This is a genomic window from Acidovorax sp. GW821-FHT11A03 (assembly GCF_058809075.1).
In genome coordinates this window covers 298,363-323,643 of the sequence record NZ_JBXASG010000008.1, presented here as the reverse complement: position 1 = coordinate 323,643, position 25,281 = coordinate 298,363, and the positions used below count along the sequence as shown (strand labels likewise).

Below are 25,281 nucleotides of genomic sequence, written 5' to 3'. Positions count from 1 at the left end.
TCACCTTTCAAACTCAGCACCTTGCGGCATCCAGTTCTACTCAGCGAAGCCTTGAATTATATACCGGTTTTTACACCGCCTACAACCCAAAACCAAACTTTCTTCTTCCACCTTCTCAGCCCCGGCAACCACAGGGCCTAGACCCCATCATCACCCGAACCTCCAGCGCCCCGCACCTCTGCAGCACCGCCTCAGTAGCGAAGCCCTCGACTATAGCATGAGTTCGGAGGGCAAAGGGAAAGCTGATCAATTCTTTCCTGAAGGCCTTCTCCAACCTGCGCTCCGTGCAGGCTCCGGCCACGCCACGACCACTGCGCCTCCTTGCGGTCCTCTATTAAAGGGGGAGAAAACACATCCAGTGGGGATGCGAGCGCCCCGCCCAGTTCTGCCCCATCGCCGGCAACACCACCCTCCCCCCGATAATCCTGCCCTTATGGCACTTATCACCTTACTGGACGCCCAACTCGCATTTGGGCATGTTGCACTGCTGGACCACGCCGGCTTTTCCCTGGAGACTGCCGAGCGCGTGGGACTGATCGGGCGCAATGGCGCGGGCAAGTCCTCGCTGCTCAAGATTCTCGGGGGGCTGGCCAAACCAGACGACGGCTCACTGCAGGTACAACAGGGCGTGCGCATTGCCTTCGTGGCCCAGGAACCCTCTCTGGATTCCACCGCCACCATCTTCAAGTCCGCGTCCGAAGGATTGCAGCGCGTCATTGCCATCCGTGACCAGTACCTGTCGGGTGCGGAAGGCCTGGACCTCGATGCCCTGCAATCCGAAATTGAAGCCTACGACGCCTGGAACTGGGAACAGCGGGTAGAGGAAACACTGCAGCGCCTGCATCTGGATCCGGATGCCGTTGTGGGCACATTGTCAGGGGGGACCAAGAAGCGTGTGGCACTCGCACAAGCGCTGGTAGCCCGCCCGGACGTCCTGTTGCTGGATGAACCCACCAACCATCTGGACCTCGACTCCATCGAATGGCTTGAAGACCTTCTGCTTGATTTTCCAGGCAGTGTGGTCACCATCACCCATGACCGGTCGTTCCTGGACCGCGTTGCCACCCGCATCGTGGAGCTTGATCGTGGGCAGTTGCGCTCCTACCCCGGCAACTTCGCGCAATACCAGATACAAAAGGAGGATCAGCTGGCCCAGGAAGCCGTCATTTCCGCCAAGGCCGACAAACTCCTCGCCCAGGAGGAAGTCTGGATTCGCCGCGGCGTCGAGGCGCGCCGCACCCGCAGTCAGAGCCGCATCAGCCGCCTGGAGCACCTGCGCGCGCGCCGCGAGGCCCGCCGGGAAGTGGTGGGCAGCGTTCGCATGGACGTGGCGACCGGCAGTTCCAGCGGGTATCAAGGCAAGATCGTCGCGGAGCTCAACGGTGTGGGCAAATCCTTCGGCGACAAGACCATTGTGCGCAACTTCACCGGAACGATCCTGCGCGGCGACAAGGTGGGCTTGATAGGACCCAACGGCGCAGGCAAAACCACCTTGCTCAAGATGATTCTCGGGGAGCTGGCACCCGACGAAGGCACCATCCGCCAAGGCGCCAATCTGCAGGTCGCGTATTTCGACCAGATGCGCCATGCCGTCAACCTGGATGCCACGCTGGAGGACTTCATCAGCCCAGGCAGCGAATGGATCGAAATCGGCAACCAGCGCAAGCATGTCAAGAGCTACCTGAGCGACTTCCTGTTCTCTCCGGCCCGCGCGCATTCCCCTGTCCGCTCGCTGTCGGGCGGCGAGCGCAACCGGCTGCTGCTGGCCCGGCTGTTCGCGCGTCCCGCGAATGTCCTGGTACTGGATGAGCCCACCAATGACCTGGACATCGACACCCTCGATCTTCTGGAGGAGCTGCTGGAGAACTACGAAGGTACCGTGTTCCTCGTCAGCCATGACCGGACTTTTCTCGACAACGTGGTCACCAGCACCATCGCCTTCGAGGGCGACGGCCTGTGGCGGGAATATGAAGGTGGCGTGCAGGACTGGTTGCAGCAATCCAAGCGCAGCCGGGCACTCCAGGCCTCCCCCGCGCCCGGCCAGAAGGCTGGCCGAGAGAATTTGAGCGAAAATCCGGCTCAGGCCTCATCCAGCAAGCGCGAGCCGCTATCAAAAAAGAAGCTTAGCTACAAGGAACAGCGTGAGCTCGACCAGTTGCCTGCACAGATCGCCGGACTCGAAGCAGAGCAGCAGGAACTGCAGGACGCTCTGGCGGATGGCACCCTGTACAGCGCCGACCCCGCACGGGCCGCCGCCATGACCACGCGGGCCGGGGCCATCGAGGAAGAGTTGATGGCCGCACTGGAACGCTGGACGGCCCTGTCCGCCTGACGCACCAAGGCACCGGGCACAAGCAGGACCGCGCTGCTCTGTCGCCAAAATGCGCGGCCTGCAACGCAGGCCGTGCCCGGCCATCAGATCCGGTGGTGCAGCCGATCCGTCGCGCCCCGCAAACGCGTAATCAATGCGGAGGCGATCTGCCCCAGCGGCAGAACCTCATCCGCGGCGCCGTGGGCAATGGCTTCGCGCGGCATGCCAAATACGATGCAGCTGGCCTCATCCTGCACGTAGTTGTAGCTGCCAGCATCCTTCATCTCTTTCATCGCGGCCGCGCCATCGTTGCCCATTCCGGTGAGCATGATGCCGAAGGCATTGCGCCCCACCACGGCAGCGGCCGACTTGAACAGCACCTCGACCGAGGGCTTGTGGCGATTCACCGGCGGGCCATCATCCACCACGGCAACATAGTTGGCACCACTGCGGGCCACGTGGAACTGGGTTCCCCCCGGAGCGATGTAGGCATGGCCAGGCAGGATGCGTTCCCCGTTCACGGCTTCCTTGACCGTGATCTGGCACAAGCCATTGAGGCGGGCCGCGAAGCTGGTGGTGAAACCCGGGGGCATATGCTGGGTGATGACAATGGCGGGCGAATCCGCCGGCATCTGCACCAGCACCTCCTTGATGGCCTCGGTACCGCCGGTGGATGCCCCGATGCAAATCAGTTTTTCGGTGGACAGGCGCCCCAGGAGCGCCGACGCGGGCATGGCAGGCGCTGCACCTGCACCACTCCCCGCGCCGCCAGCGGCGGTGGTTTCGCGAGCGGGCGCGCGGCGAACCTGCGCCACCGCGGCCACGCGGATCTTGTCCACGATCTGGGTGGCCAGATCGTTGAGGCCGCTGGCCAGGCCGACACGGGGCTTGGCCACAAAATCCACCGCGCCCAGTTCCAGCGCCTTCATCGTCACTTCAGCGCCCCGCTCCGTCAGCGTGGAAATCATCACCACCGGCATCGGTCGCAAGCGCATCAACCGCCCCAGGAAGTCGATGCCGTCCATGCGCGGCATCTCGACATCCAGTGTGATGACATCGGGATTGAGCTCGCGGATCATCTCGCGCGCCACCAAGGGATCATTGGCCGTGCCGATGCACTCCATGTCCCGCTGCCGGTTGATGATCTCGGACAGCAGACTGCGGACCAACGCCGAATCGTCCACCACGATCACCCGGATTTTCCTGCTCATTAACTCACGCCTTCCTCAAAACAGATCGACAGAACCGCCCGAGGTGGTCTTGGCCACGGTGGCGGCATTGCCGCGCACTTCCTGGGCCACCAGGGCCTCGGGATGTGCGTGCGCCAACCGCTTGACCATGGCTTTCCCTGTGATGGGGAAAAAAACCACCTTGCGCGGATAGATATCCAGCACATCCTCGGAGACGATGGGAATACGCTCCGTGTGAAGGTAGTTCAAAACAAAATTGGTGTTGCGCTCACCGACATTCATGGTCGTGAAGTTGTGCATGACCTGCGCCCCGCCAAAAATCTTGGCCTGCATGGTTTCGCGGCGGGCTCCGAGCTTGAGCATCTCGTTGATCAGCAATTCCATGGCGTACGAGCCATAGCGCCCCGAGGCATCCCCCACATCGCCATCGGGCAGCATGAAATGATTCATGCCTCCTATGCGCGCACGGCTGTCCCACAGGCAGGCGGCAATGCATGACCCCAGCACGGTCATGATGACCATGTTCTCGTCGGCGACAAAATATTCGCCCGGAAGGACCTTCACGGCATTGTGCTGAAAGTGATGGTCCAGATAAAAGAAGGAAGCCTCCCCGGGTTTGCGGCTGTGCGCCTTGAGCTCCTGCAGCGAAGACTCCCGGGCCGGCCCTGACCCGGCGGCATAGATGTCCGCGCTCAGGGGGGCGATGCGGGGAGCACGGCGCCGCTCGGACATGCCAGGCGCGGCAACGGCCGAAGAAGGGGATGAGCCTGATGGAGTGGTGGTCATGTGTGCTCGGTGCTAGGCAACATGCGGGTCAGCGACGCTCGTACACCGTTTTGCCACGCAGCGTAAACAGGTCCCTAGACTCGCTGAAGTTCTCGGCATGCCCTACAAACAGCATGCCGCCGGGCTTGAGGACCCTGTGGATCCTCTCCAGCACCCGCCGCTGCGTGGGTGCGTCAAAGTAGATCATCACGTTGCGGCAAAAAACCACATCGAAGGGCTCTTTGAACGGCCAGTCGTCCCGGATGAGGTTCACACTCATGAAATCAATGGCACGCCGCAGTTCCGGCTTGGCCCGCACCATGCCCAGATTGGCCCCCTTGCCCCGCAGAAAGAACTTCTGCAGGCGCTCCGGGCTCAGGCCTTTGAGGCTGTCGAGGCGGTACACCCCCTGCGCTGCCGTCGCCAGCACGCGGGAATCGATGTCGCTGGCGGTCAGCTTGAAAGACGCGTTGGCCCCCAGCGCCTCGAACGCCGTCATCACGATGGAATAGGGTTCTTCTCCGGTAGAGGCGGCATTGCACCAGACCCGCCAGCCAGTCGATGGCTTGCTGCGCAGATGCGAGGCGAAGATCTCGAAATGGTGCTGTTCGCGGAAGAAGGCCGTGAGGTTGGTGGTGAGCGCATTGATGAACTCCTGCCACTCCGGGCCGTCATGCGTCTCAAGCCATCCGAGATAGTCGTGAAAACTGTTGTGCCCCGTGTCACGCAAACGGCGCGAAAGGCGGCTGTACACCATGGCGTGCTTGCCGTCGTGCAAGCTGATGCCCGCGCGCTGATAGATCAGCGCCTGCACCCGCGCGAAATCCGCATTGGTCCAGACAAACTCGCGCCCCTGGGCCAGCGGCCCCGAGGGGGCAGCCGCGGCGGCATAGGCCGGATCCACCCTGGCGGTGGTGGGCCGGGCCGTGGGGAATGCACTGGTGGGTTGGGCCATATTGATCGTCCGACGGGAAATCCTGTTCGCTCCAAGAGACCTGCTAGCCACACCCGCCATCTGCTGGCAGGTGCTGGATCCACCACTGGTGTGACGGTTGCGCCCTATTCGCCCTATTCGTTGGCGGTCACCAGCCCCATGTCCACGCCGGACATGAGTTTCTCGATGTCCAGCAGAATCAGCATGCGCTCACCCACCGACCCGAGCCCGAGGATGCAGCTGTTGTCGATGGCGCTTTCAATATCCGGTGCAGAGCGAATGCTCTCGGGCGTCAGTTCCATCACGTCGCTGACGGAGTCCACCACGATTCCGACCACCCGGTTGCGGAGGTTCAAGATGATGACCACCGTGAAGCTGTTGTAGTCCGCCTGCGCGCAGTTGAACTTGAGGCGCATGTCGACAATGGGCACGATCGTGCCACGCAGGTTCACGACGCCCTTGATGAAACTGGGGGCGTTCGCAATCCGTGTCGGTGGCTCATAGCCACGGATCTCCTGCACCTTCAGGATATCGATGCCGTACTCTTCCTGGTCGAGGCGGAACGTCAGATATTCGCGGGTGCCCGTTGGCACCGCCTCTGCGGTTTTACCCATCACACTCATGGTGAATTCTCCTTTCGTGACAGCGCCCTGCCCTTCGGGCACGGCTGCTCAAATCTAGTGGCGCGCCCGCCGCACCAGCCCGCCCGTATCCAGGATGAGCGCCACCGTGCCGTCGCCCAGAATGGTGGCGCCCGACACGTTGGGGACCTTGCGGTAGTTCGATTCCAGGTTCTTGACCACCACCTGGTGCTGGCCCAGCAGCTCATCCACCAGCAGCGCAACACGGCTGCCATCCGCTTCCACGACCACCATGATGTTGCTGGACTTGTTGGGGTCAAAACGCGGCACCTGGAAGATCTTTTCCAGCGCGATCACCGGCATGTATTCGTCGCGCACCTTCACCAGTTGCGATCCCTGTGCCACGGTGCTCACATCGTCCGCGTTGACCTGGAAGGACTCCACGACGGAAGACAGCGGCAGGATGTAGACCTCGTCGCTCACCCCCACGGACATGCCATCCATGATGGCCAGCGTCAACGGCAGGCGCACGGAAACCTTCATTCCGTAACCCTCGGCCGAGTCAATCTCCACCGACCCGTTGAGCGCCGCGATATTGCGCTTGACAACGTCCATGCCCACGCCACGCCCGGACACATCGGTCACCTCGTCGGCGGTGGAAAAGCCTGGTGCAAAGATCAGCTGCCAGACCTCCGCATCGCTCATCTGCTCGGACACTTCGATGCCGCGCTCCTGCGCCTTGCTGAGGATCTTCTCGCGCGAGAGGCCACGGCCATCGTCGCGCACCTCGATCACGATCGATCCGCCCTGGTGCGAGGCCGACAGCGTGATGGTCCCGTGTTCCGACTTGCCCTTGGCCAAGCGGTCCGCCGGCATCTCGATCCCATGGTCGCAGCTGTTGCGCACCAGGTGTGTCAGCGGATCGGTGATCTTCTCGACCAGCCCCTTGTCCAGTTCGGTGGCCTCGCCCAGCGTCACCAGTTCGACCTTCTTGCCCAGCTTGTTCGCCAAGTCCCGCAGCATGCGGGGGAAGCGGCTGAAGACGATGGACATCGGAATCATGCGGATCGACATGACCGATTCCTGCAGGTCGCGCGTGTTGCGATCCAGGTCGGCCAGGCCCGCCAGCAGCTGCTGGTAGGCGCCTGCATCCAGCCCCCGGCTGTTCTGCGCGAGCATCGCCTGGGTGATCACAAGTTCACCCACCAGGTTGATGAGCTGGTCGACCTTTTTCACGTCCACGCGAATCGTCGTGGACTCCATCTGCGCCTGCATGGCGACCTTGGGCTCCGCAGCCTTGGGGGCCGCAGCCTTGGGCGCTTGTGCGGGGGCCTGCGCTGCCGCCCGGGGCGCATCGGTGCCGGGAGCACCCGGCGCATCGCTGAAGAAGCCGTACGCCTCGCCTCCGGCGGCATCCGCGGCGACCACGACATCGTCGTCCGCGTCCTCCGGGGCTGCAGCCGCTGCTGCAGCGGCCTCACGGATGAGGACCTGCTCCTTGGACACATGGAAGGCGAACAGGTCGAGCAGATCATCGTTGGTGGAGGTGGTCTCCACCGCGAACAGCCGCGTGTTGGGCTGGGTGCTTTCCATGTCCCTGATGGCACCGAGCCCGGGAATATCCCGGAACAGTTCCTTGATGGCATCGGCCTGCTGCGGCCGCTCCAGCGGGCCGATCTGGATTTCCAGTGCACGCGCCTGTCCAGCGACTGCGGGCGTCACCGCCTTGGGCGCTGGAGCCGCTACCTGCGGGGCTGGCGCAGGTGGCGGTGGTGCCACGGCGGGCGCGTCGCTGGGGACGAGCCCCGCAGCAAGCTCACTGATGCGGCGCACCAGCGACGTGGTGGAGACAGCCTCTCCCTGGCCTCCGGCCTGATGGCGGGCCAGCAAGCTGCGGGATGCATCGGCGGACTCCAGCAGCACGTCCACCATCTGGGGAACGGGTTGCAGCTCATGGCGGCGCAACCGGTCCAGCAAGGACTCCATCTGGTGCGTCAGCTCCGCCACGTCCGAAAAACCAAAGGTGGCCGAGCCACCCTTGATGGAATGGGCGCACCGGAAGATGCCGTTGAGCTCTTCATCATTGGCGCTGCTCAGATCCAGATCCAGGAGCATCTGCTCCATCTGGTCCAGGTTTTCGCCCGCTTCCTCGAAAAAGATCTGATAGAACTGGCTCAGGTCGAAGTCAGCGCCTGCTCCCGATCCTTCTTGGTAGGTTTCCGCCATCGTGGGCTCCTGTGTACTTGGTGGTCCGGGCCAATCCAATCCGGCTCAGCGGATCACTTTCTGGATGACTTCGATCAGGCGATTGGGATCAAAAGGCTTGACCAGCCAGCCCGTCGCCCCGGCCGTGCGCCCGGCCTGCTTCATCTGATCGCTCGACTCGGTGGTGAGGATCAGGATCGGGATGGTCTTGAATTTGGGGTTCTCGCGCAGTTTGCGCGTCAATCCGATACCGTCCAGGCGCGGCATGTTCTGGTCGGCCAGGACCAGATCAATGTCATGGCTCTCGGCCTTCTCAAGGGCATCCTGCCCATCCACCGCCTCCACAACGTGGTAGCCGGCACCCGTGAGAGTGAACGACACCATTTTCCGCATGGACGGTGAATCATCTACGGCTAGGATCGATTGCATGTAAGGCTCCAACTGACTTGAATATATAGGTTAACCAGTGACGTGAAGATCAGAACAGGTCCACGGAACCGGCATCCATCTCGCTTTGCGTGACGGGGTTGGGCCGGTCCGGCGCCATCTCTGCAAATGGCGCTGCTTCTTCACCATCTTCATTGCCCATGGCCTCGGAGGCCAAGCGGAAAGCGCATCCTTGAAGCACCTTGGTCGTGTGCCAGATCAACTGGGACGCCATATCCTGGAACTGCAATTCGGTCACGGCGCTGCGCAGCGCGGCCCGAGCGGCCACCAGCTCCGGAGAATCGGCCACAGCCGCGTCCGTCAGCACGGCATTGGCCTCTCCAAAACGTTCCAGCAGGTTGTCGGTGGCATGGCTGAGCAGGCCTTCCAGGCGATGCAGGTCATGCATCACGACCAGCAACGAATCCTGCAGCTCTGCCGCCACCATGACGGGAACCTGGACAGCAGGTCCTCCAGACGTTGTTAGCGTAGATTGCATCGTTTCTCCATCGCAGCACGCAGCAGCAAAGCACGCAAAAATCCCAGGACTACGATATCTGCACAAAAGCCCAAAGCAAAGGCATGCGCACCATGGTGTCGGCATCCATTGGACGCTGACGCTGAAACCATCCCAATCGGACAAACACCCTTGTTTGTTCCAATTTGTATCCTATGATAGCGCTCCTATGGTCACCATAGCACCAGACCAGACCCTCAGCATCCTGCATCTTGAAGATTCACTGGCGGACCATGAGCTGACCGCCTTGACCCTGCGGCGGTCCGGGCTCCATTGCCATCTCCATCAGGTCGACTCGCTTGCCGACTTCCAGCGGCTGACCGATACCCAGGCTTTTGACATCATCCTGGCAGATTACCGCCTGCCAGGCTTTACCGCGCTGGACGCATGGACGCATGTGGCGCAAAAGCCGCAGCACCCCCCTTTTGTGCTGCTGTCCGGCGCCATCGGCGAGGCAGCTGCCGTGGACGCCATCCGCCTGGGCATCGCAGACTACCTGCTCAAGGACGACCTGCAGCGCCTGCCCCATGTGATCGCACGCGCTCTGGAGGTCCACGACGCCCGCAAGGCGCGCGAACAGGCCGTGGCGCAGCTGGAGGCGTCCGAACGCCGGCTGGCGGAACTGACAGAACACCTGCAAACATCGATCGAGCAGGAACGCGCATCCATCGCCCGAGAAATTCATGACGACATCGGCGGCGCATTGACGGCCGTGAGGTTCGATGTGGCATGGATCGGACGCCACAGCACGGCCCCGGCGATGCAGGAACACGCGGCGTCGGCGGCCGAGATGCTGCAGCACGCCATCGAGGCGAGCCAGCGGATCATGATGAACCTGCGCCCGCCGATCCTCGAACAGGGGCTGGTGGCAGCCGTTCAGTGGCTTGCCGCCGGCTTCGAGCGCCGCTCGGGCATACCGGCTCCGGTCGTGACCAGCAGCGAGACCATCCACGCTCCGCCCGACATCCAGCTGGCGGCCTACCGCACCGCGCAGGAAGCGCTGACCAATATTTCCAAACATGCCCATCCAGGCACTGTGCGTATCGATCTCTCCGACAAGGAGGGCGTCCTGACGCTGGAGGTCACCGACGACGGCCGGGGCATCGATCCGCAAATGCTCGACAAGCCCAAGGCCTTCGGGCTCAAGGGCCTGCATGAACGCGCCCGGACTGTCGGGGGGTGGCTGGATATCAGCAGCCGGCCCGGCCAGGGCACCTCCGTGATCCTTTCCATACCGCTAACATCGCACCCATCACCAGCCCCAGGAGATGTGCAGTGATTCATGTGGTCCTGTGCGATGACCATGCCGTTCTGCGGCGCGGAATACGCGACACGCTGGCCGACGCCCCCGATATCCAGGTGACTGGAGAGGCCGGGGGATATTCCGAGCTGCGCGAGGTGCTGCGCTCGGCAGCCTGCGATGTGCTGCTGCTGGACCTGAACATGCCGGGGCGCAGCGGCCTTGAGGTACTGGCCAGCCTGCGCGAGACGCACTCCGCCATCAAGGTGCTGGTGGTGTCCATGTACCCGGAAGACCAGTACGCCCTGCGCTGCCTGAAGGCCGGCGCCCAGGGATACGCCAACAAGGCAGGGGATCCGGTCGAATTGATTGCGGCCGTGCGCACCGTCATGCAGGGGCGCAAGTACCTCACGGCAGAGGTTGCCCAGATGCTGGCGGACAGCCTGGCACAGCCCACGCCGGAGGCGCCGCATGCGGCGCTGTCCGAGCGGGAGCTGCAGACACTGGTCAAGATTGCCTCCGGCCGCAGGCTGTCGGACATCGCCGAGGAGTTGATGCTCAGCCCCAAGACCGTGAGCGTGTACCGTTCGCGCGTGCTGGAGAAGCTGAAGCTCTCGAACAACGCGGAACTCACCGTCTACGCCATCCGCAACCAGCTGGTCTGAGACGGCCTGCACACCCCCCTCTTTCCCCACTATCGCTGCGTGGCAAAGAGATCGACCGCCTGCTGCATCAGCGCCAGCACCGGTTGCTCCAGCAGCGGGAGCGTGGCCACGATGCCCAGCATGCCCACGGTCAACGTCACCGGGAACCCCACGGCATAGATGTTCATCTGCGGCGCCACCCGCGAAATGATGCCCAGCGTCAAGTTGACGAACAGCAGGAGCGCGATCATGGGCAGCGCGATCCACAGCGCACTGGAAAACAGGGACGAACCCAGCTCGTAAATGCGCATCTGCCCAAGGGCCTGCAGGAAGTTGCCATCGACCGGAAAGCGGTCAAAACTCTTCACCACGGCCATCAAGATCAGCAGATGGCCATTGATCACCACAAAGAGCAGCATGGACATGTGTCCAAAAAAGCGGGCTACCGCACTGATCTGCGCATTCGAAGAGGGGTCGAAAAATGATGCGAAATTCAACCCCATCTGCAACCCGATGATTTCGCCCGCCAGCTCCACGGCCGCAAACACCAGCCGGACGGAAAACCCGATCGCAAGCCCCACGGCCACTTGCTGGGCCACGGCTCCGAATGCCTCGCGCCCGTTGACGCTGATGACCGGTTGATTCACCAGCACGCCCTGGGCGCACAGCGCCACCAGGAACGCCAGTCCGATCTTGACGCGCATGGGTATCGTCCGCATGGAAAACACTGGCGCGACCGAGAAGACGGCGAGCACGCGCAAGAATGGCCACAGGATGGGAGACAGCCAGGCCATCAGCTGGGCTTCGGAGAAAGTGATCACGCGATCCCCGATGGGCAGCAAGAAATGGGGCTGGCGAACAAAGGGTGCGGCGCGAAGCGCAAGGCCGTGCCCCGCACTAGCCGATCATCGACGGAATGGACTCGATCGTCCGGCGGATAAAGTCCACCAGGGTACTGAGCATCCAGGGCCCCGCGATCGCAAAAACCACCATCGCGGCGATCAGCTTGGGAACAAAGGCCAGTGTCGCCTCATGGATCTGCGTGACCGCCTGGAAAATGCTCACGATCAGCCCCACCGCCATCACGGCACCGAGCACCGGCATCGAAATCATCAGCAGCAGCGTCAAGGCGTCGCGCCCGATGGTCAGCACCATTTGCGAAGTCATCGCCCACTCCTTCAGGGAACAAAACTGGCAGCCAGCGAGCCGATCAGCAAATTCCAGCCGTCCGCCAGCACAAACAGCATGAGCTTGAACGGCAGTGCCACCAGCACCGGAGACAGCATCATCATGCCCAAGGACATGAGGATGCTCGACACCACCATGTCGATCACCAGAAACGGGATGAAGATCATGAAGCCGATCTGAAATGCCGATTTCAGTTCGCTGGTGACAAAGGCTGGCACCAGCACCCGCAGCGGCGCGGTTTCCGCCGTCACGCTCGCATCCAGGCGCGCCAGCCGGGAAAAGAGGGCGAAATCGGATTGCCGGGTCTGCTTGAGCATGAAGCTGCGCATCGGCGCCTCGGCCTTGACCAGGGCCTGTTCGAAGCTGATGGTGTTGTTGGTGTAAGGCACATAGGCGTCCTGGTACACCCGGTCCAGGGTGGGCCCCATCACGAAGAAGGTGAGAAACAGCGACAGTCCGATGATGACCTGGTTGGGCGGCGCCGACTGGGTACCCAGCGCCTGGCGCAGGAGAGACAAAACGATCACGATGCGCGTGAAGCCCGTCATCATGAGCAGCACCGCCGGCAGGAAGGACAGGGCCGTGAAGAACAGCAGGGTCTGGATGGGCACCGAATAGCTGTTGCCCGAAGGGCCGCTGCCCACCACCAATGGCAGTGCGCCCGCGGAGGCCTGCGCGGCGGCCGTGCCATGCACCATGGCGCCCAGGGCGGCCACCGCAGCCAGCAGCAGCACATGACGCACCCGTGAAGCCTCAGCCATGGGAAGGACTTCCAGGCGCGTTGACGGCCGACGCAACCGCGTGCGCGAAAGATGGTTCCGCCTTGGGCGCCGCGGAAGGCGTGCTGGCGGCAACGGCCGGCAGCACGTGCAGGCAGCTCACCTGCTGCGCGGTGACGCCAAGAACCAGCCAGGTCCGCGCGTGTTCCGGCCCCACCTCCACGGTGACCACGCGCTGCTGGGGACCCACGGCCACGGCGGAGAGCACGCGGGAAGCCGCTCCAGCCCCCAGGCCGGCGGTGGCGTGGCGCTGCTGCAGCCGGCGGACCAGCCAGGGCAGCAACGCCATGGCGCCCACGAAAAGGACGACCACCACCAGCGTCTGGGTCATGCTGCCACTATCCACGGCTGACCCGCCGAAGGCGCTCGGAAGGGGTCACCACGTCCGTGAGGCGGATACCGAACTTGTCATTGACCACGACGACCTCGCCCTGCGCGATGAGATAGCCATTCACCAGGACGTCCATGGGCTCGCCCGCGAGCGCGTCGAGCTCCACCACCGAGCCTTGGGCCAGCTGAAGGATGTACTTGATCGGCACCTTGGTGCGCCCGAGCTCCACCGACAGCTGGACCGGAATGTCCAGCACCATGTTGATGTCGTTGACCGTGCCATCCCCGCCGCCAGAGAAAGGGCGCACGGGGTCGCCGGAGAGCGGGCCGCCCTGCTCGGCATCGCCGGGCTTGTCCTCAGTCCGCTTTTGCTCCTCGAGCGCCTCGGCCCAACCCGCAAAGGGGTCATCCGCCGCGCCGTCCTTGTTATCTTCTTCAGTTGACATCTTTTTCTCCCAGCCAGCTCATGTCGGCATTGCGCAGGCATTCTTCGATACGAATGGCGTACTTGGAATTGTGCGTTCCGTACTGGCATTCAAAAATAGGCACGCCCCCGATCGACGCGCGGATGCGGGGCTCGCGGTCGAGCTCGATGAAATCGCCAGGCTTCATGGCCAACAATTGCTCCACCGTGGCATCGGCGCGGGCCAGTTCAGCCACCAGCGTCACTTCGGCGGCCTGGATTTCCCGGGTCAGCACGCGCACCCAGCGGCGATCCACCTCGATGGAATCGCCCTGTGTGGACGAATACAGCACGTCGCGGATGGGCTCCAGCGTCGCGTAGGGCATGCAGATATGGATCGCCCCCGAAAGGTCGCCGATTTCCAGCTGAAAGGCCGTGGACACGACGATTTCGCTGGGCGTGGCGATGTTGGCGAACTGCGGCTGCATTTCCGAGCGCTGGTATTCGAGCTCCAGGGGGTAGATCCCCTGCCACGCCTTCTTGTATTCGGCGCAGATCACATCCACCAGGCGGTTGATGACCCGTTGCTCCGTGGGCGAGAAGTCCCGCCCCTCGATCCGAGTCTGGAACTTGCCCACGCCGCCGTACAGCGTGTCGATGATGCCGAACACGAGCGAGGGTTCGCACACGATCAGCCCGCTGCCGCGCAGCGGACGGATGGCCACGATGTTGAAATTCGTGGGGACCGCAAGCTCCCGCAGGAAGGCGCTGTAGCGCTGCACGGACACGGTGCCCACCGAGATCTCGGGGCTGCGGCGGATGAAATTGAACAGGCCGATGCGGAAGTTGCGCGCGAACCGCTCATTGACGATTTCCATCGTCGGCATCCGTCCACGGACGATGCGCTCCTGGCTGGAAATGTCGTAGTTGCGTACGGACCCCGCCTCCGCCACTTCCTCGACCGATTTCTGGCTCTCGCCAGTAACCCCTTCGAGAAGGGCATCGACCTCTTCCTGCGAAAGAAATGAATCACTCATGACTGGTCCTTGCCCGGGTCACTGGATGATGAAGCTGGAGAAAAGCACCCGGTGCACCGGGTTGCGCTCCGTGCGCCGGCGCGCGGGGCGTTCATCTTCGTCGCCGTCCTTGTCGGCCGCCGCGGCACGCGCGCGGTCGCGTTCCGTGGCAACCGGATAGCCCAGGGGACGCGAGACTTCGCGCAGGATATCGGAGGCCAGTTTTTCCTTGCCTTCCCTTTGCAGCAATTCGGCGGAGGTCCGCTGGGAAATCAGCATCAGGATGCCACTGCGGATGGTGGGCAGGTACAGCTTCACCTGTTCCGCCGTCTTGGCATCTTCCAGCTCCAGGGTAATGCCGATCTGTGCAAACCGGTCGCCACCGGGGTCCGCCAGGTTCACCACCATGTTCTCCATGGGCAGGAAGGTGGGAGCCACCTTGGGGGCCTCCTTGCGGGCCGGCGCAGCCCCTTCCTCGTCTTCGGCGTGGGAACGGCTGGAAATCAGCCAGGCCGCCACCCCGCCGCCAATCACCAGCACCGCCACAACGCCGATGATGATGATGAGCATCTTCTTGCTTTTGGCCGGAGCCGCTGCGGGGGTATTGGCTGACACGATGCGGATTCCTTGGTGGGAGACGGGCCGTACCCACGCAATCAATGGGCGGACAAGACCGGATGGCCCATTATTGGGCGATGCTGCGACCAATAATAGCCAGAATAAAAGCCCAAAACCATGGCATTCGCAGCGCTATCCCGATTGCAGGTCACCCGCCAGGAGCCGTGAGCCGGCAATGCGCCCACGGCGCGGCGCATGCGGGGCGGGCCGAAGGTTCCCGCCGCCATGCGGACTCACACAAAGATGTCCACGGCACGGTCTGGCGCGCCGCCACCGCCGCGCAGCGGCGAGGCCATGCTCACCGGCGTGGCGGCCACCACCTGCGCCTGGCGTGACCCATCGCGGCGGCCCTGCCGTTCGGGGTCGGCCGCATTTTCACGTTGTCCGGCCGACGTGCCGACCGACATGCCCGAGAGCACCAGCCCCTCGCTGCGCAGCAACTCGCTCAATTGCGCCATGCTCCGGTCCAGCATGTCGCGGGTCTGCGGCTGGTCGCTGCGGAAAGTCACATGGGCCTCATTGCCCGACAGCGACACCGACACCTCGACGGGCTGCCCGTCGCGGTTGAGCGTCAGCTCCGCATTCTGAGTCTTCTGGTTGATCCAGTACGTCACCTGCTCGGCGACCTGGTCCTCCATGCCGGCCTGGGCAGGATCGCCAAACGCCGCGGCGCCATCGACGGCCGCTCCTGGCTCCACGGGCGCCACGCCCCCGCCATTGTCGAACCATGCGCCGGCATCCCCCCGCCCTTCGCCAGGGCTGCCGCCACTACCGGCGGCCTCCCCACCCCGTGCGGGCGCTGCAGCCGCCAGCAGGTCGCCCGCCATCGCTGCGCCGTTGGCCACCAGGTCGCCGGCCCCGGCAGCCGCGCTCCGATCGGCGGCGCCCGCAACCGGCAGGCCCGCCGCCATGCGCTCGCTGGCGGCCTGCACCGTCGCCACGGCCGCCATGTGGTGCCCTTGCGTCGGCAGCGCCACATCGCCCGCCCGGGCCCGGCCCAGGGACATTTCTGCGGAATCCGCCCTTTGGGCCAATGCAGTTTGCATGCGCGAGAAAGCCCGGCCGAACGCTGCGGCACCGGCCTGTGGTGCCCCGCCCTTGAGGTCCGCGGAAGCGTCGAGCATGGCCGTTTCGGCCACCATGCCCTGTGGCAGGCCGTCCACGCCCGGCACACCAGCCGCCAACGGGTTCGCCCCTGCCTGGGCGCCCGCGCCGGGCATCCCCGAGCCTGCCGCCGTTCCATCTTGCACTGCAATGCGAAGGCCGGGGCCCTGCCCCGCCGCCGCCCCGGCGGCATCGCCCCGCACAGCGGCGTCGGGCGCCAGCAATCCCTGCCATGCCGCCAGGGCCGAAGCATCCAGGGCATCCTTCGCGGCATCGGCGGGCAACCCATCGGCCGGCGCCGCGCCGGCGGACGGCAGGTCCAGCGGCCCGGCGTCCCCCGGGGCAGCAGCATCCCCGAGCGCTGCCAGCAGGGCCAGAAAGCCGCTGGGGGCGGCACTGTGGGCGTCGTCCGGCGCCTGCGCCGTGGACCGGGTCCGCGCGGCGTGGGCCGGCTGGGTGCCCTGGGGAGAAGAAATTCTTGCTTGTTCCATTGTCACTACTCCCGGCCCGCAGAGCCTTGCATCGCACTTCGGTACTGCAGGGCAGCCCGTTCATCGGTTTGTTTCTGATCTCTTCGCATTTCAGCCCGCTCCAGGTCGTGGCGCCGCTTCTCCATGACCTTGCGCAGGCTGGCCAGCCGCAGTTCCGCCTCCAGCAGGTTGCGCCGGGCCGCCTCCACCCGGTTGGCATGGTCACCCACCACCCCGGTCTGGACACCCGCCGCATGTCCCAAACGGTCCATGAACTGGTAGTGGTGGTACATCACCTCGGGCTTCATCGTGGTGTCGGCCTTCATGCCCCAGCGCGCTTGCGTTTCACGGGCATAGTCTTCGAGCTGGTCGAGCTGGGCGCGTGCCGCCTGCTGCGCTGCCTGCGTGTCCTGCAGCACCTTGCGCGCGTCGTCCCGCTTGCGGGAAGCCACCTCGACGGCGACGGACAGCGAATTGAGGCTGGACATGGCTGGCGATCCGCTGTGTTCAGTGGTCCAGCACCGCCGCCATGCCCGCGACGCTCTGGTCCATGGAGGCCGCCTCGAACATGTCCTGCTGCAGGAACCCCGCCATCTGCGGCTGCAGACGGATGGCCTCGTCCAGCGCCGGATCGGAGCCGCTCATATAGGCGCCCACCTGCACCAGATCGCGGCTTTTCTGGTAGCGCGAATACACCGCCCGAAAGCGCCGCGCCAGGTCGAAATGCCCGCGCGACACCACGTTGTGCATCACGCGCGACGCGGATTGCTCGATGTCGATGGCGGGGAAATGGCCCGTCTCGGCCAGCGCGCGCGAGAGCACGATGTGGCCATCCAGGATGGCGCGCGCCGCGTCGGCGATGGGGTCCTGCTGGTCATCCCCTTCCGAGAGCACTGTATAGAAGGCCGTGATGGACCCGACGCCATGCAGTCCGTTGCCGCTGCGCTCCACGAGTTGAGGGAGCTTGGCGAAACAGGAGGGCGGATAGCCCTTGGTGGCAGGGGGTTCGCCAATGGCCAGCGCGATTTCGCGCTGGGCCATCGCATAGCGGGTCAATGAATCCATGAGCAGCAGCACATGCTTGCCCTTGTCGCGGAAATGCTCGGCCACGGCCGTGGCATAGGCCGCGCCCTGCATGCGCAGCAGGGGGGGTGCGTCCGCCGGAGCGGCCACCACGACCGAGCGCGCGCGGCCGTCTTCGCCCAGGATGTCCTCGACGAATTCCTTGACTTCGCGCCCCCGCTCGCCGATCAGCCCCACCACGATCACGTCGGCGCGGGTGTAGCGGGCCATCATGCCCAGCAGGACGCTCTTGCCCACCCCAGAGCCTGCGAACAGGCCCAGGCGCTGGCCGCGCCCCACCGTGAGCAGGGCGTTGATGGCGCGCACGCCGGTGTCCAGCGATTCGCGCACGGGATCGCGGTCCATGGCATTGATCTGGCGGCGCCCCATGGGCTCGGACACCACGTCCTGCACCGGCCCGCCATGGTCCAGCGGCAGGCCCTGCGCGTCCACCACCCGTCCGAGCAGGCCCTCGCCCATGGGCAAGCGCAGCACACCGGCGCGCTGGATGGCCCGCGCGGGCTCGCCCAGTCGCGGCATGGGAACGTAGGGTGCCGCCGGCACCACGCTCGCGCCGCTGGACAGCCCGTGGATGTCTCCCGCCGGCATCAGAAACGCGCGATCGGCGGAGAACCCCACCACCTCGGCCAGCACCGGGGCATGGCCCGGCATCTGGACCATGCACTGCGAGCCCACCGGCACGCGGATGCCCACGGCCTCCAGCACCAGGCCTGTCAGCCGCGTCAGGGTGCCGCGTGTTTCCAGCGGAGCGCCCTCGGCAACACGCTCGCGCGCATCCTCGATGAGGCGTGTCCAGGCGGCGGGGGCCTCAACGCTCATCGCCGCCCTCCTCCTGCCAGGGCGACTGGAGGCCCAGCGCCGCAATGGCGCGCTGCCAGCGCTTGTCCAGGCTGCCATCCACCACGGTGCCCGCAGACTCGACCATACAGCCGCCTGGCGGTACTGCGGCATCGGCCATCCACTGCACCCCTGGCGCATCCATCTCCTCGCGCAGGGGCTGGGCCATCGCCTCCATGTCGGCGGGGTTCAACCGGACCATCGCGGGCCGGCCTTCGGTCACCAGCATGCCCACGGCCTCCCGCACCACGGGCTGCAGGGCATTGGGGTTGACGGACAGCTCCTGGCGCACCACCTGGCGTGCGATGTCGCACGCCAGTTCCAGCAGCTGCTGGGCCATCTGCTGCTGCATGTCGATCAGGCTCGCGTCCAGCGTCTGCATCACACCCTGAAGGCGCAGGGCGGCTTCGTTCCCTTGCTGCGCGATGTAGTCATCCATGCGGCGCTGCCACTCCAGTGCCGTTTGGGCCTGGCCCTGGGCAAAGCCCTCGGCATACGCGTCGTCACACGCCTGCTGGACCAGCGCCTGCTGCGCGGCCTCGTCTATTTCGACCGGAATCTCGGCCACGGGCTCTGGTTCTGGCTCGACGAGGTCGGAGCCATCCACGGCGCCAAACTTCCACTGTGTGAAATCGCCGACTTCCTCGCTGGGGATGAAGCGCGAGTACGAACGCTGGCTAGACGAAGGCATCATCACCGCCGGATCCAATCACGATCTGACCCTCGTCGGACAGGCGACGCACGGTCTTGAGAATTTCCTTCTGCTGGGCCTCGACTTCGGACAGCCGCATCGGGCCGCGCGATTCGAGGTCTTCGCGCAGCGCTTCGGAAGCACGCGAGGACATGTTCGAGAGGAACTTCTCGCGCAACTCCGGCACCGCTCCCTTGAGCGCAACGATGAGCGTTTCGGAAGCCACTTCCTTGAGCACGGTCTGGATCGCCTTGTCGTCGAGCTTGAGCACGTCCTCGAACACGAACATCTTGTCCATGATCTTCTGGGCCAGGTCGGGGTCGTAGCCGCGGATGGACTCCAGCACCACGGCATCCATGTTGCCGCCCAGCAGGTTGATGATCTCGGCCGCTGCCTTGACGCCGCCGAGCGAGCTCTTGCGGATCTTGTCGCCGCCGGCCAGCACCTTGAACAGCACCTCGTTGAGGTCCTTGAGCGCCGTCGGCTGTATGCCTTCGAGCGTGGCCACGCGCAACAGAATTTCACTGCGCTGGCGGTCCGTGAGGTGCATCAGGATGCCCGATGCCTGGTCGCTGTCCAGGTGCACCAGGATGGCCGCGACGATCTGGGGATGTTCGTTGCGCAGCAACTCGGCCACGGACAGCGGGTCCATCCACTTCAGGCTTTCGATGCCCGAGACGTCGCCCCCCTGCAGGATGCGGTCGATGAGCAGCCCGGCCTTGTCATCCCCCAGCGCACGCCGCAGCACGGCGCGCACGTAGTTGCCGGTATCCGACACCAGAAGGCTCTGCGCCGCCGCCGCGTTGGAGAACTTGTTGATGACCTCGTCCACCTTGTCGCGCGACACCGAGCGCATGCGCGCAATGGTTTCGCCGAGCTTCTGCACTTCCTTGGGCGAGAAATGCTTGAACACTTCGGCCGCCTCTTCCTCGCCGAGGGACATCAGCATGATGGCTGCGTCGTTGAGTCCTTGGTCGTCCATGGTGGTCGTCGTCCGTGATGTCGGCGGTCAGACTGGCTCGCCGTTGAGCCAGGTCTTCAGGATATTGGCCACGGCCACAGGGTTCTCCTTGGCCAGCACCCGCGCCTCTTCCAGGCGCAGCTGCTCCGGCGTGGCGGGAAGCACTTCGTTCTTCGCGGCGGGCGCAGGCAGCGCGGGGCGCTCGGGTGTTTCGGACTCCACGGCGTCGAGCTGGCCGCCGGCCACCGGGATGGCGCGGGGCTTGGCAGCGGCGCCGCCCTTGAGCGCCGGCCGCACCAGGCCCAGCAGCACCAGGGCCGCGAACAGAACCGCACCCACTGGCCAGGCGAAGGTCTTGGCCAGTTCGATCACTTCAGGCTGTTTCCACAGCGGAACGTCGTTGGCAGGCGTCGCGTCCACCTGGAACGGGGTGTTCATGAGGTTGACCGAGTCGCCACGATCCCGGTTGAAGCCAATGGTTTCGCGCACCAGGGCGGTCATCTGCTCGAGCTGCTCTGGCGTGAGCGCCTTGGATACCGTCTTGCCCTTGTCCTCGGCGGACTGGTAGTTCACGACCACCGCCGCACTCACCCGCTTGAGGGCGCCGCTGCCGCCACGCGTCACGCGCACGGTCTTGTCCACTTCGTAATTGGTGATGGATTCGCGCTTGCTCGCCGCTGCCTGCGCACCCTGGGCCTGCTGGCCCGCCGCCGTGGGTGCCGGATTGGCGCCGTTGATGGGCGCCGCAGCAGGAGCGGGAGGCTGGTTGGTCGTGGCGCCAGGCACGCCCGTGGGCAGCGGATTGCCCTGCGGACCGGAGCTTTCCACGATCTGCTGGCTGCGGATGGCGCTGGCATCGGTGGCGAGGTTGGGGCGGTGCTGCTCGGACGTGGATTCGGTCTGGGTGAAGTCCACCTCGGCCGTCACCTGCGCCTTGACGTTGTTGCGGCCCACCACGGGTTCCAGGATGTCCAGGATCCGGCGGGTGTACTGCTGCTCGATCTGCTGCACATACAGCAGTTGCTGCGCGTCGACCCCGGTTCCCGCGGCGCCATCGGGCGATTGGGACAGCAGCTTGCCCGTGTCGTCCAGCACGCTCACGGCGGAGGGCGCCAGTTCCGGCACGCTGGAGGCGACCAGGTGCACGATGCCCGCCAGCTGGGCACGGTCGAGCACGCGGCCGGGATGCAGGCTCACCAGCACGGAGGCCGAGGGTTTTTGCTGCTCCCGGAAAAAGCCATTCTGGTTGGGAAGCGCCAGGTGCACGCGCGCGCCCTGCACGGACGACAGCGCCTGGATGGAGCGGGTGAGTTCACCCTCCAGGCCCCGCTGGAAGTTCAGGCGTTCCTGAAACTGCGTCATTCCGAATTTGCTGGACTCCATCAGCTCGAAGCCCGCCACGGAACCCTTGGGCAGGCCCTGGGTGGCCAGGCGCAGGCGCACGTCATGCACGCGGTCGGCGGGGATCAGGATCGCACCGCCGCCGTCGGCATGCTTGTAGGGCACGTTCATCTGCGACAGCTGGGCGACGATGGCACCGCCATCCTTGTCGTTCAGGTTGGCGAACAGCACCCGGTAGTCGGGCTGGCGCCCCAGCACGATGGCCGCAATGGCCGCCGCCACCAGCAGCGCCGCACCCACGCCCAGCCGCATGCGCTGCGCCCTGTCCAGGGCAGACAGCCGCTGCAGCCAGTTCGGGCCGGCAGGGGGAGTGAGAGGAACTTCAGCAACTGCAGACATCTTGCTTTCCAGTAGGGCAGGCCCGACAAGGACCAAAGCGTGGGGTCGATTATTCGGCCACGCCCTCAAAATGTTCGCTGGATAAGCCGCGCGTTTGGCCATCAATTCAGAGCGATGGGCGGGGGCGCGATGGCTAGGATACGCAGCATACCCCCATTCCCACGGACACCGCCATGGACCTTCGCATCTCAAGCTCTACCGCCCCGCTCACGGGCGCTGGCGTGGCGCGCCGTGCTGCGGCGCCGCAAAACGACGCCAATGAAGTGGGTTTTTCAGGGGCGCTCAAAGGCGCGCTCCAGTCGGTCAGTGCGGCCCAGAACCGTGCCAGCGACCTGCAGACGGAAGTCCAGATGGAGAACCCCTCCGTCAGCCTCGAGGAAACCATGGTGGCGATCCAGAAGGCCCAGATCGGATTCCAGGCCACGCTGCACGTGCGCAACCGGATGGTGCAGGCCTATACCGACATCATGAACATGCAGGTATAGCAGGGGCGCTCCCCTGAGGCGCTGCGCGCCTTCCCCTCGCTCTCACAGCGCTGCGCGCTGTGGGCAAGGGGACGATGCCCTCGCTGCGGGGCAGCCCTTGCTGGGCATCCCTCGCGGGGGGCGCGCCGGTATCTGGCAGCGCAGGTCTGCGCTTACTCCTGATTTTGTAGCTGCTTGCGCTTTATGGATAAGCGCTACAGGCACTTTTTATTCCGTAAAAGACACGCCACACTCTCAGCACAGGGAGCTCCGCGACGCATCGCTGGCCGTGGCAGCTTCGTGACAAGCGTCAGGAATCAGCCGCTCTCAATTTAATAGCTGCTTGCGCCTGATGGACAAGCGGTAGCGCCGTATTTCATCCATGAAAAAGCCGACCTCGCGGGGTCGGCTTTGTCTGGGGCTTGGCGCATGCCTCAATGCATCATCTGCGGCTGGCCTTCGAACAGGTGTTCGAACTGCGCCAGCCAGGGCTCGGCCAGGCAACGGATCTGGGCATCGTTGCGCAGGATGCGCTGCATGATGCGGGTCTTTTCGCGCCGATGCTCTGGCAGCAGTTCGTGTTCCTGCGACTTGAAGCGCAGTTGCTCGATCAGCACGGCACAGGCTCCTTCATAGCGCACCACGCCATCCCAGTCCTTGAGCCTGGCGGCCTCCAGCATCTTGGCGCTGCTGTCTTCGATCGCCTTGTAGTAGTCAATCAGCATGTGGGACATGGTTCAGGCCTCCACCAGTGCTGGCTGCCCCGGGGTGGCGGCCTCCGCGACGGCGCCCGATTGCTTGATCTGGCTCCAGCCCTGCGCCACCGGCTCGATCAGGCGCATGACCTCCTGCATCATGGCATCGTCGTTGCGGGCATTCGCCAGGATCAGGCGGTGCAGGCAGTAGTCATACAAGGCTCCCAGGTTCTGGGCCAGCTCCCCGCCATCCACCTTGTCGAGCGCCGTGCTCAGCCCCTCTTCAATGATGCGGACGGCCTTGGAGATATTGTTGACCTTGCCCAGCACGTCGCCGCGCGCCATGGCACCCCGCGCCGTGGCGATGGAGTTCAGGACACCTTCATACAGCAGGCTGACCAGCTGGTGCTGGTCCATCGTGTGCATGCTGGTTTCTACATTGATACGCTGATAAGCGTTGGCTGCACGGGGGCTATAGGCGCTGAACATGCTGGCAATCCTTGCGATGTATTACTTTAGTTATCGGCTACAGCCAGAAAAACTGAAGCGGTCAGCCCGAGGATTTATTCCAGGTGGTCACCTGCTGCGAGATATACGCATTGAGCGCATTCAGGCTCGACATCTTTGTATCAAGGGCGGTGTAGCGCGCCGTCAGGCTCTTTTCCAGGCGGTCCGCACGATCATTGATCGTCTCCACGTCCTTGGCATTGAGCTTGAGGGATTGCTCGTAGATTTTTGCCTTGCTGGCGAAGAACCCGTCGTTTGCGAGCAGCTTGGTCGTGACCGCCTTGAATTTTCCGGCGAACCCGTCCTCCACGCTGCCGCCCTCCGGCCCCCGGAAGAAAGCCTTGACGTCGTCGGCGTTTTCCATGGCCTTGTTGAACTTGGTCGCGTCGAGCGTCAGGTTGCCGGTGGGTGCCACGTTGCCGAGCCCACCCTCCGAGACCACTCCCACGGCAGACAGATTGCGCAGCGCGCCCGAGCTGTTCACGGACTGCAGCGCCATGCGCAAGGTGTTTTGCAAGGTCACCGCCGCGCTATCCCCCTGCAGCAACCCCGCCGTTTTGGTGCCCTGGTCGTACTTGGTGACCTCATTCAACGCCTGATTGATGGCGTTGTATGCGCTCACGAAGGCCTCGATGTTCTTCTTCACGGCAGAGTTGTCCTTGGCCACCGTCACCGCCACGTCGCCCGTGGTGACCTGCAGCGCCGTGAACGTCACGCCCGACACGGTATCGGCAAAGGCATTCGTTGCCGAAGTGACGGCAACGCCGTTGACGGTCGCGTTCGCGTTCGCCGCATACTCCGTCACGCCGCCCACCACGAGCCGCGACAAGCCCGCACCGTCCGCCAGGTTGCCGTCGGCGTCCGCCGCGCTCATCCGGTAGCCGGCATCCTCGCCCGTTGTCTTGCTGCGCAGCATCAGGCGCTCGCCGGAGGCATCGCTCAGCACGGTGGCCGTCACGCCGGCCTTCGAGCCATTGATCTTGCTGGCGACGTCCGCCAGCGTATCCGTGGCGCTGACGTCCACATTGACTGCGCCCGCGCTGCCCATTGTGAAGACCTTGGGCTCGCCGGACCACTTGCCCGTTTCAAAGGTCAGCGTGCCCGCCCCGACGGCCTGCTTGACGGGCGACAACGCCACGGAGATGGAGGACTGCGCCTTGGCCAGGTTCTGCACCTGCACATTGAATGACGTCGCCGCGGCGCCGCCCACGGCGGAGACCGACACGGCTTCCGGCTTGGCGGAGGTCGCGCTCACCCCGTTCCAGCCCGTGACGCTGGCGAGCTTGCTGGCGGCATCGGCCAGCGTGGAGACCAGGGATTTGAACTGGCCGAAGGCAGACACCTTCGCATTCGTGATGGCCGCCTGCTGGTTCAGGCCGTTGGTCTTGGTGATGGGGATCTTCACGGCGTCGACCGAAGCCTTGATCAGCCCATTGACGTCCACGTTGCCGCCCAGGCCGATGCCTATCGATGAAAAGCTAGCCATATCCCACCTCCTGAATCCGTGTCGGGTTGAATCGCCAGAAATTATCCAGGCCTTTGGCTTGTTGCATCCAGCCGATAAGCACCCAAGAAAGCCACC

At 64.4% G+C, this 25,281-nt stretch carries 27 protein-coding genes; 4 read left to right on the top strand and 23 right to left on the bottom strand.

The genetic code is table 11. The annotated features are described in order from the left end of the window. Nucleotides 1-433: 433 nt before the first annotated feature. Complete coding sequence (locus AC1RVY_RS21295) at nt 434-2,332, top strand: ATP-binding cassette domain-containing protein (protein WP_218296987.1); 1,899 nt, start codon at nt 434-436, stop codon at nt 2,330-2,332. Nucleotides 2,333-2,415: 83 nt separating this feature from the next. On the opposite strand, the gene AC1RVY_RS21290 is transcribed toward AC1RVY_RS21295, so the two are convergent. The 7 genes from AC1RVY_RS21290 to AC1RVY_RS21260 form a co-directional block, all read right to left on the bottom strand. After that, the gene (locus AC1RVY_RS21290) at nt 2,416-3,522 is read right to left on the bottom strand and encodes a protein-glutamate methylesterase/protein-glutamine glutaminase (RefSeq protein WP_218296986.1); all 1,107 of its coding nucleotides are present in this window, start codon (nt 3,520-3,522) and stop codon (nt 2,416-2,418) included. 15 nt (nt 3,523-3,537) lie between these two features. Next, nucleotides 3,538-4,287 (bottom strand): chemoreceptor glutamine deamidase CheD, encoded by a 750-nt coding sequence (gene cheD / locus AC1RVY_RS21285; protein WP_218296985.1) that lies wholly within the window; start codon nt 4,285-4,287, stop codon nt 3,538-3,540. A 28-nt stretch (nt 4,288-4,315) separates the two neighbouring features. Beyond that, nucleotides 4,316-5,221: a CheR family methyltransferase gene (locus AC1RVY_RS21280; RefSeq protein WP_369643490.1), complete on the bottom strand. Its 906-nt coding sequence runs from the start codon at nt 5,219-5,221 to the stop codon at nt 4,316-4,318. 113 nt (nt 5,222-5,334) lie between these two features. Then, nucleotides 5,335-5,823 (bottom strand): chemotaxis protein CheW, encoded by a 489-nt coding sequence (locus AC1RVY_RS21275; protein WP_218296984.1) that lies wholly within the window; start codon nt 5,821-5,823, stop codon nt 5,335-5,337. Between the two features lie 54 nt (nt 5,824-5,877). Beyond that, complete coding sequence (locus AC1RVY_RS21270; protein WP_218296983.1) at nt 5,878-8,007, bottom strand: chemotaxis protein CheA; 2,130 nt, start codon at nt 8,005-8,007, stop codon at nt 5,878-5,880. A 45-nt stretch (nt 8,008-8,052) separates the two neighbouring features. Further along, entirely contained in the window at nt 8,053-8,415 is a 363-nt protein-coding gene (locus tag AC1RVY_RS21265) for a response regulator (protein WP_056173069.1), read from the bottom strand. 49 nt (nt 8,416-8,464) lie between these two features. After that, on the bottom strand, nt 8,465-8,911 hold the full coding sequence (locus AC1RVY_RS21260) for a hypothetical protein (protein ID WP_218296982.1): 447 nt from the start codon (nt 8,909-8,911) through the stop codon (nt 8,465-8,467). Nucleotides 8,912-9,098: 187 nt separating this feature from the next. Between AC1RVY_RS21260 and AC1RVY_RS21255 the strand changes: the two genes are divergently transcribed. Beyond that, entirely contained in the window at nt 9,099-10,208 is a 1,110-nt protein-coding gene (locus tag AC1RVY_RS21255) for a hybrid sensor histidine kinase/response regulator (RefSeq protein ID WP_218296981.1), read from the top strand. Continuing rightward, the gene (locus AC1RVY_RS21250; protein ID WP_218296980.1) at nt 10,205-10,834 is read left to right on the top strand and encodes a response regulator; all 630 of its coding nucleotides are present in this window, start codon (nt 10,205-10,207) and stop codon (nt 10,832-10,834) included. Before AC1RVY_RS21255 ends, AC1RVY_RS21250 begins: the two co-directional genes overlap by 4 nt. A gap of 29 nt (nt 10,835-10,863) precedes the next feature. Here the strand turns inward: AC1RVY_RS21250 and fliR are convergent, their stop codons facing one another. The 13 genes from fliR to fliF all read right to left on the bottom strand — a co-directional run bounded on the left by fliR (nt 10,864) and on the right by fliF (nt 22,033). Continuing rightward, complete coding sequence (fliR, locus tag AC1RVY_RS21245; protein ID WP_218296979.1) at nt 10,864-11,634, bottom strand: flagellar biosynthetic protein FliR; 771 nt, start codon at nt 11,632-11,634, stop codon at nt 10,864-10,866. A 76-nt stretch (nt 11,635-11,710) separates the two neighbouring features. Then, nucleotides 11,711-11,980: a flagellar biosynthesis protein FliQ gene (gene fliQ, locus AC1RVY_RS21240; protein ID WP_218296978.1), complete on the bottom strand. Its 270-nt coding sequence runs from the start codon at nt 11,978-11,980 to the stop codon at nt 11,711-11,713. An 11-nt stretch (nt 11,981-11,991) separates the two neighbouring features. Then, nucleotides 11,992-12,762, bottom strand: a complete 771-nt coding sequence (gene fliP / locus AC1RVY_RS21235) for a flagellar type III secretion system pore protein FliP (RefSeq protein ID WP_369643492.1) — start codon at nt 12,760-12,762, stop codon at nt 11,992-11,994. Next, complete coding sequence (locus tag AC1RVY_RS21230) at nt 12,755-13,111, bottom strand: FliO/MopB family protein (RefSeq protein WP_369643493.1); 357 nt, start codon at nt 13,109-13,111, stop codon at nt 12,755-12,757. The genes fliP and AC1RVY_RS21230 overlap by 8 nt, the downstream gene beginning before the upstream one ends. Nucleotides 13,112-13,118: 7 nt before the next feature. Further along, nucleotides 13,119-13,556 (bottom strand): flagellar motor switch protein FliN, encoded by a 438-nt coding sequence (fliN, locus tag AC1RVY_RS21225; protein WP_218296975.1) that lies wholly within the window; start codon nt 13,554-13,556, stop codon nt 13,119-13,121. After that, the gene (fliM, locus tag AC1RVY_RS21220) at nt 13,546-14,550 is read right to left on the bottom strand and encodes a flagellar motor switch protein FliM (protein WP_010466026.1); all 1,005 of its coding nucleotides are present in this window, start codon (nt 14,548-14,550) and stop codon (nt 13,546-13,548) included. The genes fliN and fliM overlap by 11 nt, the downstream gene beginning before the upstream one ends. A gap of 18 nt (nt 14,551-14,568) precedes the next feature. Further along, on the bottom strand, nt 14,569-15,144 hold the full coding sequence (locus tag AC1RVY_RS21215; protein WP_218296974.1) for a flagellar basal body-associated FliL family protein: 576 nt from the start codon (nt 15,142-15,144) through the stop codon (nt 14,569-14,571). Between the two features lie 236 nt (nt 15,145-15,380). Beyond that, entirely contained in the window at nt 15,381-16,742 is a 1,362-nt protein-coding gene (locus AC1RVY_RS21210; RefSeq protein ID WP_369643494.1) for a flagellar hook-length control protein FliK, read from the bottom strand. A 5-nt stretch (nt 16,743-16,747) separates the two neighbouring features. Further along, the gene (fliJ, locus tag AC1RVY_RS21205; RefSeq protein WP_369643495.1) at nt 16,748-17,209 is read right to left on the bottom strand and encodes a flagellar export protein FliJ; all 462 of its coding nucleotides are present in this window, start codon (nt 17,207-17,209) and stop codon (nt 16,748-16,750) included. Between the two features lie 19 nt (nt 17,210-17,228). After that, on the bottom strand, nt 17,229-18,623 hold the full coding sequence (fliI, locus tag AC1RVY_RS21200) for a flagellar protein export ATPase FliI (RefSeq protein WP_218296972.1): 1,395 nt from the start codon (nt 18,621-18,623) through the stop codon (nt 17,229-17,231). Then, complete coding sequence (locus AC1RVY_RS21195; RefSeq protein WP_369643496.1) at nt 18,613-19,335, bottom strand: FliH/SctL family protein; 723 nt, start codon at nt 19,333-19,335, stop codon at nt 18,613-18,615. Before AC1RVY_RS21195 ends, fliI begins: the two co-directional genes overlap by 11 nt. After that, nucleotides 19,319-20,314 (bottom strand): flagellar motor switch protein FliG, encoded by a 996-nt coding sequence (gene fliG, locus AC1RVY_RS21190; RefSeq protein WP_218296970.1) that lies wholly within the window; start codon nt 20,312-20,314, stop codon nt 19,319-19,321. The genes AC1RVY_RS21195 and fliG overlap by 17 nt, the downstream gene beginning before the upstream one ends. Nucleotides 20,315-20,341: 27 nt before the next feature. Then, nucleotides 20,342-22,033, bottom strand: coding sequence for a flagellar basal-body MS-ring/collar protein FliF (gene fliF / locus AC1RVY_RS21185; RefSeq protein ID WP_218341828.1), 1,692 nt, complete (start codon nt 22,031-22,033; stop codon nt 20,342-20,344). 173 nt (nt 22,034-22,206) lie between these two features. Here fliF and fliE point away from each other — a divergent pair, with 173 nt between their 5' ends. After that, nucleotides 22,207-22,518: a flagellar hook-basal body complex protein FliE gene (fliE, locus tag AC1RVY_RS21180; RefSeq protein ID WP_218296968.1), complete on the top strand. Its 312-nt coding sequence runs from the start codon at nt 22,207-22,209 to the stop codon at nt 22,516-22,518. 413 nt (nt 22,519-22,931) lie between these two features. Here the strand turns inward: fliE and AC1RVY_RS21175 are convergent, their stop codons facing one another. From AC1RVY_RS21175 to fliD, 3 genes are all read right to left on the bottom strand, one after another. Further along, on the bottom strand, nt 22,932-23,231 hold the full coding sequence (locus AC1RVY_RS21175; RefSeq protein ID WP_063461658.1) for a flagellar protein FliT: 300 nt from the start codon (nt 23,229-23,231) through the stop codon (nt 22,932-22,934). Nucleotides 23,232-23,234: 3 nt separating this feature from the next. Further along, on the bottom strand, nt 23,235-23,681 hold the full coding sequence (gene fliS, locus AC1RVY_RS21170; protein ID WP_218296967.1) for a flagellar export chaperone FliS: 447 nt from the start codon (nt 23,679-23,681) through the stop codon (nt 23,235-23,237). Between the two features lie 61 nt (nt 23,682-23,742). Next, nucleotides 23,743-25,185 (bottom strand): flagellar filament capping protein FliD, encoded by a 1,443-nt coding sequence (gene fliD / locus AC1RVY_RS21165; protein ID WP_218341827.1) that lies wholly within the window; start codon nt 25,183-25,185, stop codon nt 23,743-23,745. Nucleotides 25,186-25,281 lie beyond the last annotated feature (96 nt).

Bases quoted from the DNA above. Each gene is read 5' to 3' on its own strand.
- fliD (WP_218341827.1), bottom strand. From the start codon at position 25,185: ATGGCTAGCTTTTCATCGATAGGCATCGGCCTGGGCGGCAACGTGGAC.
- fliN (WP_218296975.1), bottom strand. From the start codon at position 13,556: ATGTCAACTGAAGAAGATAACAAGGACGGCGCGGCGGATGACCCCTTT.
- fliP (WP_369643492.1), bottom strand. From the start codon at position 12,762: ATGGCTGAGGCTTCACGGGTGCGTCATGTGCTGCTGCTGGCTGCGGTG.
- AC1RVY_RS21260 (WP_218296982.1), bottom strand. From the start codon at position 8,911: ATGCAATCTACGCTAACAACGTCTGGAGGACCTGCTGTCCAGGTTCCC.
- AC1RVY_RS21255 (WP_218296981.1), top strand. From the start codon at position 9,099: ATGGTCACCATAGCACCAGACCAGACCCTCAGCATCCTGCATCTTGAA.
- fliE (WP_218296968.1), top strand. From the start codon at position 22,207: ATGGACCTTCGCATCTCAAGCTCTACCGCCCCGCTCACGGGCGCTGGC.
- fliS (WP_218296967.1), bottom strand. From the start codon at position 23,681: ATGTTCAGCGCCTATAGCCCCCGTGCAGCCAACGCTTATCAGCGTATC.
- AC1RVY_RS21295 (WP_218296987.1), top strand. From the start codon at position 434: ATGGCACTTATCACCTTACTGGACGCCCAACTCGCATTTGGGCATGTT.
- AC1RVY_RS21290 (WP_218296986.1), bottom strand. From the start codon at position 3,522: ATGAGCAGGAAAATCCGGGTGATCGTGGTGGACGATTCGGCGTTGGTC.
- AC1RVY_RS21265 (WP_056173069.1), bottom strand. From the start codon at position 8,415: ATGCAATCGATCCTAGCCGTAGATGATTCACCGTCCATGCGGAAAATG.
- fliM (WP_010466026.1), bottom strand. From the start codon at position 14,550: ATGAGTGATTCATTTCTTTCGCAGGAAGAGGTCGATGCCCTTCTCGAA.
- AC1RVY_RS21280 (WP_369643490.1), bottom strand. From the start codon at position 5,221: ATGGCCCAACCCACCAGTGCATTCCCCACGGCCCGGCCCACCACCGCC.
- fliQ (WP_218296978.1), bottom strand. From the start codon at position 11,980: ATGACTTCGCAAATGGTGCTGACCATCGGGCGCGACGCCTTGACGCTG.
- AC1RVY_RS21210 (WP_369643494.1), bottom strand. From the start codon at position 16,742: ATGGAACAAGCAAGAATTTCTTCTCCCCAGGGCACCCAGCCGGCCCAC.
- AC1RVY_RS21195 (WP_369643496.1), bottom strand. From the start codon at position 19,335: ATGATGCCTTCGTCTAGCCAGCGTTCGTACTCGCGCTTCATCCCCAGC.
- cheD (WP_218296985.1), bottom strand. From the start codon at position 4,287: ATGACCACCACTCCATCAGGCTCATCCCCTTCTTCGGCCGTTGCCGCG.
- fliF (WP_218341828.1), bottom strand. From the start codon at position 22,033: ATGTCTGCAGTTGCTGAAGTTCCTCTCACTCCCCCTGCCGGCCCGAAC.
- AC1RVY_RS21270 (WP_218296983.1), bottom strand. From the start codon at position 8,007: ATGGCGGAAACCTACCAAGAAGGATCGGGAGCAGGCGCTGACTTCGAC.
- fliG (WP_218296970.1), bottom strand. From the start codon at position 20,314: ATGGACGACCAAGGACTCAACGACGCAGCCATCATGCTGATGTCCCTC.
- fliJ (WP_369643495.1), bottom strand. From the start codon at position 17,209: ATGTCCAGCCTCAATTCGCTGTCCGTCGCCGTCGAGGTGGCTTCCCGC.
- fliI (WP_218296972.1), bottom strand. From the start codon at position 18,623: ATGAGCGTTGAGGCCCCCGCCGCCTGGACACGCCTCATCGAGGATGCG.
- AC1RVY_RS21175 (WP_063461658.1), bottom strand. From the start codon at position 23,231: ATGTCCCACATGCTGATTGACTACTACAAGGCGATCGAAGACAGCAGC.
- AC1RVY_RS21275 (WP_218296984.1), bottom strand. From the start codon at position 5,823: ATGAGTGTGATGGGTAAAACCGCAGAGGCGGTGCCAACGGGCACCCGC.
- AC1RVY_RS21230 (WP_369643493.1), bottom strand. From the start codon at position 13,111: ATGACCCAGACGCTGGTGGTGGTCGTCCTTTTCGTGGGCGCCATGGCG.